Below are 13,366 nucleotides of genomic sequence, written 5' to 3'. Positions count from 1 at the left end.
TTTTCTCAGTCTCTTTTTTACTTGGGCCAATTGCTTGCTAAAAGACAACTTTTTTTTTATAGTATTAATATAAAGATTTTGGAGGCGCTTGCAATGAAGAGAGAACTCACGTTGAAGTTATTTGGACCCCCTAAGGTTATTTTCCAACAGAAAGACATCCGTTTTTCCTTCTCAAAGATGGAGGCTTTATTTTATTACTTAGCTGTATCGGGTGAGGTTAACCGTGATGAAATTGCGGGTATTCTTTGGGGTGATAAGGAAAACCAAGTCGCTCGGAAAAATCTACGGAATACTGTTTACCAAGCCAATAAAATCTTTGAAGGAGATGTCATCGTCTCTCCAAGTAGGAGTAGCCTGTCCCTTAATCCTGAGCTGAATCTTTCTTTGGATGCAAAGCTTTTTGAAAGGGATCCGATAAGCAATTTGTATCTCTATCAAGGGGACTTTCTAGATGGCTTCTACGTCAAAGATGATGAAGACTTTGACCAGTGGGCTTCGCGCAAACGGAGCGCTTATAAGCAACTCTATATTGAAAGTTGTTATCAGAAGATTGACAAAGAGGGGCTAGGGGACCCTAGCATAGAGTCCTTACTCCACCATTTAGTAGAGCTGGATGAATTTGAAGAAAAGAACTACCAACTCTTGATGGAGTATTATAGAGTCCATCACCAGCTGGGGAAATTTTTTGAGACCTATTATAAGTTGGTCGATTTACTGGATCGTGAGCTGAATGTTCGTCCCAGTCGAGCGATAGAAGAACTCTACCATTCTGTTTTGGAAGCCAAACGCACCCATAAACAGAGCAATCGTGTGAATGTTCGAGAACTCCCTTTCTTTGGTCGCAAACACGAACTGTCTCAACTGGAAGAATACCTTTCCCTAGTAGAGAAGGGGGAAGCGATCGGTCCCCTCTTAGTCATGGGACAATCGGGGACAGGCAAGAAACGGTTGATACGTCAATTGGTCTTGATGTCCAATCGTAGTTTTAGCTTTGTCAAGGTGGAAGGCAAAGTCGGCAGTCGCAAACTAGATGAAGGGATCTGGGGTGACTTCAAAGGTTCCTTAGAGAAAGTGAGTGAAGAGCTGGAAGTCTCTCCTCTTGGAAAAGCGGACGATCTTCCTTCTGTTCGAAAGCACCTTCAAAGACTCAGCCAAGAAAAACCTCTCCTAATTCTTCTCGAAAATGCCCAGTGGATGGATGTAGCCTCATTCGACAAAGTGAAGCAATTAGAGGAAAAAAGTAGCGGGGAAAAATGGCAACTGATTTTTACAGCTGAGGGTCCTTTGCCAGAATTCTTGGTCACCTTCTTTGGTGGCTTAAAAGTAGAGAGACGGTTGTCCCAGCTAGAGTTGACCAATTTTGATCCGACAGAAAGTCGGTCACTCTTGCAAGGCCAATTGGGGCAGATAGAACCAGCCCTAATCGAGCAAATGATGGAATGGAGTGAAGGCAGCCCCTTCTTGCTGTCCAGCTATATAGAAGAGTGGAAAGAGAAGGAAAGTTTAGAGCCCTTGCCTGATATCATTCAAGCTTATCTGTCTCAAGAACTAGGTGACCTGAACAGTGAAGAGGAGTCTCTTCTTCATTATTTGTCTTGTTTTCATAAGCCGATATCTATGTCTATCTTGGCCGATTTGACAGCTACAGATTTTTCTGTTTTAACAGCATTATTAGATCCTTTAGCTCAAAGAGGAATCATCTCAATAGTGGAGGAAGGGGAGGATCTCTTGGTCCAATTTTGCAGGCAATTGGTAGCTATGTACTTCTACCAACTCCTATCGCCAGCCAGACGACGCCTCTTCCACCAACAAATCGCGCAAAAACTGGAAGAAACCTTAGAAGATTCGACAGACCTGCTCTTCTATAAGGAAATTGCTTACCAATACAAGCAGTCCCAGAATCTCTTGCGTTCCTTATCCTTTGAGTTGACCTATTTAGAAGAGATTCTCCAACTGGAACATGAACTATTCCCAATATACTCCAAGGGGGAAGAAGGGGGAGTATCCGATGGGAAAAATAGCCGTTGGGATATTTTTGGGGAGCTCTCTCGTCTTCGGCGAGAGCTGGATGAGCTTTTCTCAAGGCACCAGAAAGATAGAGACTACAAGTATTTAAAACTACGTTACTTGTATCTAGAGGGGCGCTACTTTATTCGAAGTGGTGAGTACCAAAAGGGGATTCATGATATTCAAAAGGTCATCTCCTATGCGAGAGAACTCAAACGGCTCGACTTCCTTTTAGAAGGTTACCGGCAAATCATTTATTATTGCATTCAAACAGAAAATATTTCTGAAATGGCCTATTACACAGATTTAGCTTTAGAAGATGCGATTCAGGCCAACAACCATGAAGCGATTGCGATTCAGTTACGCTTGAAGGGTTTGTACCATTTGATGGTGGGTGATGAGGAGCAGGCGACACGCCACCTCTATCGCTCCATTGACTGCTTTAGTCTGACCAATAGCATGCAGGCCAAGTATGCCATTCAAATTGCAGCATCTTTAGCCTACCTCGCTGAAATAGAGCAAGTGAGAGGTCATTTTCAAGTAGCTGTCACCCACTTGGAAGAGGTCCTACGACTGGTGGGAGATCAATCTGTTGATTCAGTCCGGGTTGTGTTTGATATCGATCTTGGGATTGCCTACTATTGGAAGGGAGACTTGATCCAAGCCCGCCTCTATTTTGACAGAGCTCAGAAGGTTTTGTCCGGCGTTCGCTTCCCTTGGAAGGAAGAATTGCTCGAATTTTATCAATCCTTAATCTCCTGTCATTTCGGGGAACAAGAGAAGGTAACAACTTACTTGGCTCGTAAAGAAGGAACCATGAAACAAGCGACTCATTCACGGGATAAGGGGATGGTTTATTATCTCTTGGCCTTCTTGTCGGCTCAGAAGGAGCAAGGAGAGCAACTGAATCCTGCTTTGAGCGCCTTCTTGAAAGAAGATAAGAACTACTACAAGAAACTGGCAGAGCAACACCTGACTCCATATAGAGATCGTCCTTTCCTCAAGAGATTAGCAAATCTCTAGTATATTTTCTACGGGTTATGAAGTGTCATGAAGATAGAATGAAAAAATGCTTAGCAACGCCCAAGGGATGGATGTTGCTAAGCATTTTGTATTGTTAGAGAAGTTTTGCTTCTTATTTTTGTTGAGATAAGATTTGGGTCAAGTAAAAGATAAAGGTGGCGGCAAGGTTGGAGGTGTGGTTGTCAATATCATGAGGAGGGGAGACCTCCACAATATCAAAGCCAATCAGTTTGCCACTAGCAGCAATGTGTTGGAGCAACATTAGGGCTAGTTTTGGATCCACACCAAGTGACTGGATGGCACTGACGCCAGGGGCAGATCCAACGGCAAAGCAATCCATATCGATAGAGAGGTAGACGGCTGTCTGTTTTTCTAAGAATTGATCAATCCGATCAAGAATGGCCTGGTGGCTCATCCGGAAGAGATCCTGTCCTGTTAAGAAATCAATACTTGGCGTTTTTGCCACATAGTTGAATAGGAACAAGTTGTTGCTATGTTCTTGAATTCCTAAGATTAAGTAAGGGAAATCTTTGCTCTCTTCTTTTGCGTTGTCTGCCATTTGGCGAAATCCTGTTCCAGAGTTGGGACCGGTTTGGTCGTAAGGACGCAGGTCAAAGTGAGCATCTAGGTTGATGACAGCCAATTGTTCATCTGGTTGCAAGGAGGATTTGAGGCCCAAGTAGTGACCATAAGCTGTTTCATGCCCTCCTCCGAGGACGATTGGTTGAATATTTAATTCCAACATCCGTTTGACAGTTAGAGAGAGGCTCTCTTGCAAATCTTCAAGAGAACGATTGGGGCCATCGATATTTCCGACATCAAAAACTGTGACGTTGGTGCCCCAGTGCCAAGGAAGTTTGGCGAGTTGGGTTCGAATAGCATTAGGACTTTCGACAGCACCGACGCGACCGTTATTGATATAGACTCCTTTATCGCTTTTAAAGCCAAGGATTCCAAAGGTGACTTCTTCAAAAGGAGTCAAGCTTTCATCATTCAAATCCAAAAACTTCGTCAGCATCCCCCATTTGGCTGTATAGGGATTGTCTTCAATACTGCCTTGGTAATAACTGTAAGTCATTGGGTAATAATCTCTAAGCACGTTCCATGCCTCCGTTTGTCTGTATTTGGCTAGAAAGGGAAAGGCTGAGAAATTTTCTCAGCCTTTTTCTGCTGTATCCTTACTGTATCAGTATTGAATGCTTAAGTCAACTGCTTTTTCGATGGTTGCTAAGAATTCTTCACTTTCAACAACGGCAGATGCTTTATTGAGTTCTTCAAAGATTTCAATATCTTTGTCAAATTCAATGAAGGCAACTTTGTTGCGAATCATGTCATAGGCTGGTTTTGTACCCTTACCAAGTTCATGATTTTCTGGTTTGAGATCCAAGGCTTGGCAAGCTGCCATGATTTCAGTAGCAACGATGCGGCGTGAATTCTTAAGGATTTCTGCTGCTTTACGAGCTGCTGTAGTTCCCATGCTGACGAAGTCTTCTTGGTTTTCACAAGATGGGATTGAGTCTACGCTAGCTGGGTGAGACAAGATTTTGTTTTCGGATGCAAGAGAAGCACAAGCATATTGCGTGATCATGAAACCTGAGTTGAGACCAGGGTGTTTGACCAAGAAGGATGGCAATTTGCTGAGCTGGCTGTTGACCAAGCGTTCCACCCGACGTTCAGATACGTTTCCGATTTCAGAAAGGGCAATACCCAAAAAGTCAAATGGTTGTGCCATTGGCTCACCGTGGAAGTTACCTCCTGAAATGACGTGACCTTCCTTGGTGATGATTGGGTTATCCGTCACAGAGTTGATTTCGATTTCAACTTTTGTTTTCACATAAGCAATAGAATCCTTGCTGGCTCCGTGGATTTGAGGGATACAACGGAGTGTATAAGGATCTTGTACCCGTTGTTGAGTCGCAACAGTGGTATTTTTGCTTCCTTCAAGAAGGTTTCGGATGTTGCGAGCAGTTGCCAATTGTCCACTTTGTGGGCGGATGGTATGAAGGTCTTCTTCAAATGGACTGGTAATACCATTGTGAACTTCCATTGAGAGAGCACCTGCAATATCAGATAGTTTAAGCAATTGAATACCGTCGTAAGTTGCAAGAGCTCCGATACCTGTTAGAACTGTTGTACCATTGATCAAGGCAAGGCCTTCTTTAGCAGCCAATTGGATCTTTTCAATACCAGCTTGATCGAGAGCTTCTTGACCGCTCAAGAGTTGACCTTTGTAGTAGGCATGTCCAAGTCCCAACATTGGGAGAACCATATGAGAAAGAGGAGCAAGGTCTCCAGAAGCTCCGAGAGATCCTTTTTCTGGAATATAAGGAGTCACTCCTTTGTTAAGCAATTCTAATAGTTTTTCAACAGTTGACAGACGAATGCCAGAATAGCCTTTCAAGAGCGAGTTGATACGGATCAACATGATGGCACGAACGGCGTCTTCAGGAAGTGGATCACCAAAACCAGATGCATGGGTACGAATCAAGTTTTCTTGTAGTTGGACAGTATCTTCTGGAGAAATGCTGACATTACAGAGGGAACCAAATCCAGTGGTCACACCATAGACAACACGTTTTTCACGGACGATATCATCGACAATTTTACGAGATGCGATGACAGCTTCTTTGGCTGCTTCGTCTAACTCACATTGGGCACCATGCCGAGCGACGGCGATGACTTCTTCCAGTGTTAAGCTGTTACCATCTAAATGAATCAATTGAGTCATATAAAACCTCCGAATATGAATAGTTCTGTAGAAGTAGATTTGTTTACTTCGGTTTGAATACCAAACGTGAGCCCATTGTCTATTGCTCTTAGGAAGATTGAAAGAAGTCTTAGAGAAAAGAGCTCAGGTTTGATATTCGTAGCTTCTTAGATGGGCTAGGGAGCAAAGAAATTCTTTGCTCCTCCTAAGTTCCCATCTAGTGTGTAAATAGAATTGGTGAGGACTGTTTTATTTTTTAGCTAGTTTGTCACCGTGGAATACAAAGTAAAGTCCACTGGCGATCACTAAACCGATAGCTCCCCAAACAAAGTTCATTAGATTGTCCCCTGCAATCATCAAGATACTGATCACAACGGCTAAAACTGGGATAACAGGACCAAATGGCACTCGGAAGGTAACCTTTTTGTCTGGGTACATTTTTCTAAGTTTGATAGCAGCCAAAGCAGTTGGAATGTATTGGAAGAAACGGAAGACAACACTGAAAGTTGCTAATGATTCGAAAGATCCAGATAACAAGAGTAAGAACGCAAAGGCACCGGAAATGATAATAGCAATGACCGGAGCATTCTTAGAGTTTGTTTTTCCAAGATCTGCTGGCAAGAGTTTTTCATCTGCTAGGGCAGCACCGAAACGAGGAACCATGATAGATTCACCGATGTTGAGACCGGCGATTGAAATGAGGGCACCATAAGAAACAAGAGGAGCTCCGATAGGGCCAATCATTTCAACAAATGCGTCTTGAACAGGTGCGTCTGTTTGCATGATATGACCACCAATCATGGCGATTGTTCCAGCAATGATTAACATGTAGAGGACAGATACGATACTGATGGATCCCAAGATAGCCCGAGGAACGTTCTTTTCAGGGTTACGCATTTCCCCTGCAACGATGGACATAGTTTCGAATCCGATAAATCCGTAGAAGATGTAAACAGCGGTACTCGAAATAGCACTAAAGAGATTTGATCCACTTTCCAATTGAAGGAAAGGTGTGAAGTTGCCCTTGCTCACTCCGCCAGAAATAAAGAAGATGGCGAAGAGAGAGAAGAGGACAATCGGAATTAATTTTGCGACAGTAGCTGTCAGAGTGAACATCTTAGATGTTTTCAGACCGGCAATGTTCATCAGACTTAAGAGAACCAACATAACGATACTAATCGGTAGGTTATAACCTTCGAATGCTGGGAAAGTAATGATGAAAATTTTGGCAAAACCGGCCAACATGGCAGCCCAAGCAATGACAGTAACGGCCCAACCGAGAATTCCGACGTTAAAGCCGACGAAGTCTCCAAAAGCGGCTTTTGAGTATTGCATGGCTCCACCGTTTTTGTCGAAGTAGCCAGCCGTTTCAGCCAGACAGGCTGATAACAGCATGACGAGAACGGCTACCCCGAACATGACAGCTAGAGAGGCTGGCCCGAGGCCAGAATAAATCTTTTTGGGTAGGAGGAAGATACCAGACCCGATCACGGCATTGATACCGTATAGAGTGGCACCGCTAAAGCTGAATTTCGCTTTTTCTTGTTCCTCAATCGACTGTTTATGTGCTCCGTTCATAATGTCTCTCCTTTTGAACATTATTTTAGCGCAGTCCAGATAGCAATCGGCTGCTTCCCAGACTGAAGGGGTGAAAACGTGATTGTCATCTCTTGAAGAGGAGATGCTTGTTCAATAAACAGGAGCTCGTGAGTTTGGAGGGAGTATGATTGTCCCTTTTTCCATTCAAGTGTTAGTGGACAGAGAGCATAGATCCATTGATAGCGACTCTGGCTCGTGACACTTTCATTTGGGGATATAGCACTCATATGCCCCTGATAGGAAGGTTTATAGATGAGATTAAAATCTTGACAGGTCCCTTGGCTGGATACAGGATCTCCCCCGTCAAAGAAGTAGCTTTGAAATGGCTTCAAAACCACTTCTTTCTTTTGATGGGTGAGTGTAATCGATGAAGTCAGAGGCATCAAGATTCGGTGGTAGCCAGTGAGATCGGAAAAGTCACTTGTTTCAACCTCTACCGTTGCGGTGGAGAGGCGAAAGTCAAAGGTCCGATCTGGATAACTTCCTTCTTTTGGAGAGAGGAAGAGTTGGGTGGTTTGGCCACCAGACCAAGTAGAAATCTGATAATCTGCGGGGGTGAGATGAAGGATAGTCACCATAGGACGTCCTCTTTCTTAAAAGAGACCAGTAATATTGCCTTGGGCATCGATATCAATCTTTTCACTGGCTGGAACTTTTGGTAGGCCAGGCATGGTCATAATCGTTCCTGTGAGAGCTACGATAAAGCCAGCCCCTGCAGCTACCTTAAGGTTACTGATTTTGACAGTGAAATCTGTCGGTGCTCCGATCTTCTTGGCATCATCGGAGAAGGAATATTGTGTTTTGGCCATACAGATTGGGAGGTTTGAGAAACCAAGTGCTTCTAATTCTTTTAGTTCGCGTTTGGCTGCTGGTGTTAGGCTGATGCCTTTTCCACCATAAACTTTTGTGACAATCTTGGTCAATTTCGTTTCAATGCTGTCTTCTTCGTCATAGACATAAGAGAAGTGGTTGTCTTCTTGAGCTAGTTGAATGACTTTTTCAGCCAAGTCGCGACCACCAGCTCCACCATTTGCCCAGACATCCGAAATGACAACATCTACATTGCGTTTCTTACAAGATTCATAGACAGCTTCAAGTTCCGCTTCTGTATCCAGAGGGAATTTGTTAATGGCAACGACTACAGGTAGGCCATAGATTTCTTGGATGTTGGCCAAGTGTTTGTCAAGGTTTGGTAGACCATCGATAACGGCTTGGACATTTTCTGTAGCCAAGTCCGCTTTGGCAACTCCACCATGCATTTTGAGAGCACGGATGGTTGCGACGAGGACTACGGCAGAAGGTTTGAGTCCGGCAATGCGGCACTTGATGTCAATGAATTTTTCAGCACCTAAGTCTGCTCCAAAACCAGCTTCTGTCACAACATAGTCTGCATATTTGAGAGCTAGTTTAGTAGCCAGCACACTGTTACAGCCATGAGCAATATTGGCAAATGGACCGCCGTGGATGATAGCAGGAGTATGTTCCAAGGTTTGTACCAAGTTCGGATGAATGGCATCTTTTAGGACAGCAGCCATAGCACCACCAGCTTTGAGGTCTTTAGCTGTGACTGGTTGCCCTTGGTAGTTGTAACCGATAATGATGCGATCAAGGCGTTCTTTGAGGTCAAGGATATTTTCTGAGAGACAGAGAATAGCCATGATTTCAGACGCCACCGTGATGTCGAAGCCATCTTCACGAGGCACTCCGTTTGTCTTTCCTTGAAGGCCATCGACAATATGGCGGAGTTGACGGTCGTTCATGTCGACCACTCGTTTCCAGGTGATGCGACGAGAATCGATGCCCAACTCATTGCCGTGATGGATGTGATTGTCAATCAAGGCAGCAAGCAGATTGTTGGCAATCCCAATGGCATGGAAATCACCTGTAAAGTGAAGGTTGATGTCTTCCATTGGAACCACTTGAGCGTACCCACCACCTGCAGCTCCCCCCTTGATTCCAAAGACAGGGCCAAGTGAAGGTTCGCGGAGGGCAATAACCGCTTTTTCACCAATAGCAGAGAGGGCATCCACTAGTCCAACAGAGGTGGTTGTCTTTCCTTCTCCGGCAGGTGTCGGAGAGATGGCTGTCACAAGGATCAGCTTTCCATCTTTCTTGTCCTTTAGTTGTTCCAGTTGATTGCTATCGATTTTTGCCTTGTACTTTCCGTAGAGTGAAATATCCTCTTCGGTCAATCCAAGTTCAGCAGCGATTTCCGTGATGGGCTTCATTTGGACAGAATTGGCAATTTCAATATCCGATAAAACCATAGAATCCCTTCTTTCTTTGTAGGTATTAAAGTTATAAAGTTGATTGATAGGTTTATGATAGGCTTTCTAAAATGCTTTGGTAAATGCTATCTGCAAGGTCAGAGCCTGTTTGGAGGAGTTCGAGACCCTTGCCGTGGTATTCTTGGACAAAGTCTTGGTCCTTGATTCCTGAAATGTTGATTAGGACATTGAGCCAAGCCCCCTGAAGGCCAGCTTTAAGGTTGAGAGCAGCCACCCCTAGGTCACTCGCCGCATTGGTGTTGGACTTACCAACAGCTTCTTTGGTGGTTTCAAGCGCCTCAACGATGAGCTCCATCATAGAGAAAGGAGATACTGTCGCATGTTTCAAAGCTTTTTGCATGGCTTCACGACGAGCGGCTTTCTCTTCTTCCGTTTCTTTTGGAAGATCAAAGACAGCTGATACGACGTTGAAAGCTTCTGTATCCTTGTCAATAGCTTCTAGTAATTGGTCTTGGAGGTGGGCACTTTTTTCATGAACCCCTTTGATGTGGTCTTCAAATTCAGCGTATTTTTTCTTACCAATGGTCAGTTCGCAGACCATTTTTGTAAGGGAAATCCCATTTGCAGCAGATAGGGCAGCAGCAGAACCACCACCTGGAGCTGGGGCATCTGAACCAAGAACCTTGGCAAACTCAGTAATACTTAAGTCAACTAGTTTCATAGAACTCCCTTTCTAACCCAACAAGTGATTTTCCAAGACTTGTTTGCTGTAGTCAAAGTCTTCTAATTGCAAGTAGTATTCCGCTGAGTCGATCAAAGCCTTAGCTGGAGCAAGTCCGATGAGTTCTGTTCCGATGATTCGCACCCCGTAGCGTTGTGCTTCGAAACGAACGGTTTCAACGACGCGATACAATGGGAATTTTTCCAAGTTGACCATGTTGATAGAAACTTGGGCAATGTTGCGATCTTCTAGCATAACACCAATCGCTTTACAGTATTTGTATCCACCGCTGGATCCGCGAATGATTTTAGAAATGTTATTGGCAATTTCTAGATCATCTGTGTCCAGGTTGACATTGAAGGCAACGAGCGGCATACGGACACCGACAGCAGTAACCCCTGCAGTTGGGTGAATCTTGCGTTCACCGTAGTCTGGTTTCCAGTCTTCTTCCAACAATTTTTCTGGCATTCCTTCGAATTGGCCTTTACGAACTTTAGCGAGGTTGGTGCGTTCTGGACGGGTTGCGGCATCTTCATAGAGGAAGATTGGAATACCCAATTCACGATTGATGCGTTCTGCTACTTTATTAGCGATTTCGACACATTCATCTGTTGTGATATCTTTGACCGGAACGAATGGACAAACGTCTGTTGCTCCCATCCGAGGGTGTTCGCCTTCGTGCTTGGTCATATCGATGTTTTCAGATGCGTATTTTACCAATTGGAAAGCCGCTTCTTGAATGCTTTCTTCATCCCCAACGAGTGTAAAGACGCTGCGGTTGTGGCTAGCATCAGACGAGTAGTCTAATAATGTAACACCTGGAATGCTTTTTGCAGTAGCGACTAATCCGTCGATTACAGCTTGATTGCGTCCTTCAGAGAAGTTTGGAATACACTCAACAATTTTTGCCATATGATTACCTCTTTTTATAGGAGAAGTGGGGAAGGAGGGCAATGTATTCTCCTCCCCTTTCTCAATTTTTATTTTTTTGAATTAAAACAATTTTTGAACCGCATCTTTGACCAAATCTTCGTCTGCAAGATAAGGAATAGTGATGTGGTCTGTTCCTGCATGGAGACGGTTGTATTCGATCGCTGTTTCAATAGCATGATCGTTCCGTGCCCAGTTCCTACGAGCAACCCCTCCCATGGTATCCCATGAAATAGCAGATTTGATAATTTCGTCGATTCGGTGACTACCGTCTAGAACGAGACCGAATCCTCCGTTGATAGCTTTACCGATACCAGTACCACCACCATTGTGGAGAGCCACGAGACTCATACCGCGGGCAGCGTTACCAGCGTAACATTGAACCGCCATATCGCAAGTAACGTTCGATCCATCTTTGATATTGGATGTTTCACGGAATGGAGCATCTGTACCAGATACGTCATGGTGGTCACGTCCGATCATGACTGGTCCGATCTTACCTTGGCGAATGAGTTCATTGAATTTCAAAGCAATGTTGACACGGCCCATACAATCTTGATAGAGGATACGAGCTTCTGTACCCACCACCAATTGATTCTTTTCAGCATCGCGAATCCAGTTGTAGTTATCGCGGTCTTGGTAACGACGAGTTGGATCGATCGCTTCCATAGCTGCGTGGTCAGTTGCAATCAAGTCTTCGTGTTTACCGCTGAGGCAGACCCAACGGAATGGTCCATAACCATAGTCAAAGAGCATAGGGCCCATGATATCTTCTACATAAGATGGCCAAATGAAGCCGTCTTTGTCATCCAAACCATTCTTAGAAATTTCCTTGATGCCTGAGTCATAAACAGATTTCATGAAGGCATTACCATAGTCGAAGAAGTAGGTACCTTTAGCAGTCAAATCTTTAATCACTGCGAAGTGGCGAGCCAAAGTTTCATCGACGAGACGGTGGAAGGTTTCCTTGTCTTCTGCCAACAAGCGTGTCCGTTCTTCAAAGCTAATACCAGCTGGACAATAACCACCATCGTAAACGTTGTGGCAAGAGGTTTGGTCAGACAAAAGATGAACATGGACTTGGTGTTCATTGACATATTCAAGCAAGTCTACGATATTACCATGGTAGGCAATAGAAGTTGATTCACCAGCTTCCAGTGCTGCTTGAGCTAATTTCACAGCTTCTTCGGCACTGTCTGTCACTTGACTAATCCAGCCTTGAGAGTGACGGGTTTCGATCCGAGAGCGGTCCACTTCTGCAACGATCGCAACAGCTTTTGCAATTTCAGCTGCTTTCCCTTGAGCGCCACTCATACCACCGAGACCAGATGAAATAAAGAGTTTACCAGTTAAGTCACCATCGTCAGCAACGCCGAGTTTAAGACGACCAGCATTAAGAAGAGTGTTGAAGGTACCGTGAACGATTCCTTGAGGGCCGATGTACATCCAGCCACCAGCAGTCATTTGACCGTAGTTGGTAACGCCCATCTCTTCAGCAATTTCCCAATCGTGCATGTTGTCATACTCACCAATCAATAGACCGTTGGTAATGATTACGCGAGGAGCTTCTGGTTTAGATTTGAAGAGACCGAGTGGGTGACCAGATTCAACGACTAAGGTTTGGTCTTCCGTCATGACTTCCAAGTATTTTTTGATCAAGTTGTATTGCATCCAGTTAGCACAGACAGAACCTGTTTCTCCATAAGTAACCAACTCATAAGGATAAAGAGCAATCTCAAAGCTCAAGTTGTTGTCGATCATGACCTGCATAGCTTTAGCAGCAGTGCAGTTTCCTTTGTACTCATCAATTGGTTTTCCATAGATCCGATCTTTTGGACGGAAGCGATAGCCATAGATCCGACCGCGAGTTTTTAGTTCTTCTAGAAATTCTGGGATCAACTCTTGGTGGAATTTTTTAGGGATGTAACGCAGAGCGTTTTTAAGGGCAACCTCAGTCTGAGCTTGCGTTAAGCGGAAGCCTCTATCAGGTGCACGACGGATGCCTTCTTGAAACTTTGCCTTTTCAGGTAGGACATCAAAGTCAAGTTTGACAGACATAGCAGCTGCAATTTCTTTATCGTCTATAAATGACATAGTAGGAACCTCCTTATGTATAAACTATGAATTTATATTTTCTTTATTGTATCCAAG

At 44.3% G+C, this 13,366-nt stretch carries 9 protein-coding genes; 1 reads left to right on the top strand and 8 read right to left on the bottom strand.

Going from position 1 to position 13,366, the window contains the following annotated elements; translation table 11 throughout:
• Positions 1-93: 93 nt before the first annotated feature.
• Positions 94-3,030, top strand: coding sequence for an AAA family ATPase (locus EL081_RS08335; protein ID WP_126404785.1), 2,937 nt, complete (start codon positions 94-96; stop codon positions 3,028-3,030).
• 112 nt (positions 3,031-3,142) lie between these two features.
• Here EL081_RS08335 and hutG read toward each other — a convergent pair whose 3' ends face one another.
• The 8 genes from hutG to EL081_RS08295 form a co-directional block, all read right to left on the bottom strand.
• Positions 3,143-4,129, bottom strand: a complete 987-nt coding sequence (gene hutG / locus EL081_RS08330) for a formimidoylglutamase (protein ID WP_126404784.1) — start codon at positions 4,127-4,129, stop codon at positions 3,143-3,145.
• A gap of 87 nt (positions 4,130-4,216) precedes the next feature.
• Entirely contained in the window at positions 4,217-5,758 is a 1,542-nt protein-coding gene (gene hutH, locus EL081_RS08325; RefSeq protein ID WP_126404783.1) for a histidine ammonia-lyase, read from the bottom strand.
• A 228-nt stretch (positions 5,759-5,986) separates the two neighbouring features.
• A complete protein-coding gene (locus tag EL081_RS08320; RefSeq protein WP_126404782.1) occupies positions 5,987-7,315 on the bottom strand; it encodes an APC family permease in 1,329 nt (442 codons plus the stop codon).
• Between the two features lie 20 nt (positions 7,316-7,335).
• Positions 7,336-7,914: a HutD/Ves family protein gene (locus tag EL081_RS08315; protein ID WP_126404781.1), complete on the bottom strand. Its 579-nt coding sequence runs from the start codon at positions 7,912-7,914 to the stop codon at positions 7,336-7,338.
• Between the two features lie 15 nt (positions 7,915-7,929).
• Positions 7,930-9,603: a formate--tetrahydrofolate ligase gene (locus EL081_RS08310; RefSeq protein ID WP_126404780.1), complete on the bottom strand. Its 1,674-nt coding sequence runs from the start codon at positions 9,601-9,603 to the stop codon at positions 7,930-7,932.
• A gap of 52 nt (positions 9,604-9,655) precedes the next feature.
• On the bottom strand, positions 9,656-10,285 hold the full coding sequence (locus EL081_RS08305) for a cyclodeaminase/cyclohydrolase family protein (protein ID WP_125374493.1): 630 nt from the start codon (positions 10,283-10,285) through the stop codon (positions 9,656-9,658).
• 12 nt (positions 10,286-10,297) lie between these two features.
• Positions 10,298-11,197 carry a glutamate formimidoyltransferase gene (ftcD, locus tag EL081_RS08300; protein WP_126404779.1) on the bottom strand — a complete coding sequence of 300 codons (900 nt, stop codon included), beginning with the start codon at positions 11,195-11,197 and terminating at the stop codon, positions 10,298-10,300.
• Between the two features lie 81 nt (positions 11,198-11,278).
• Positions 11,279-13,309, bottom strand: coding sequence for a urocanate hydratase (locus EL081_RS08295; RefSeq protein ID WP_126404778.1), 2,031 nt, complete (start codon positions 13,307-13,309; stop codon positions 11,279-11,281).
• Positions 13,310-13,366 lie beyond the last annotated feature (57 nt).

This window comes from Streptococcus viridans, from assembly GCF_900636365.1.
GTDB classification, from domain to species: Bacteria; Bacillota; Bacilli; order Lactobacillales; family Streptococcaceae; genus Streptococcus; species Streptococcus viridans_A.
The sequence above is the reverse complement of the archived record's forward strand: the minus strand, read 5'-3'. Positions and strand labels throughout refer to the sequence as shown.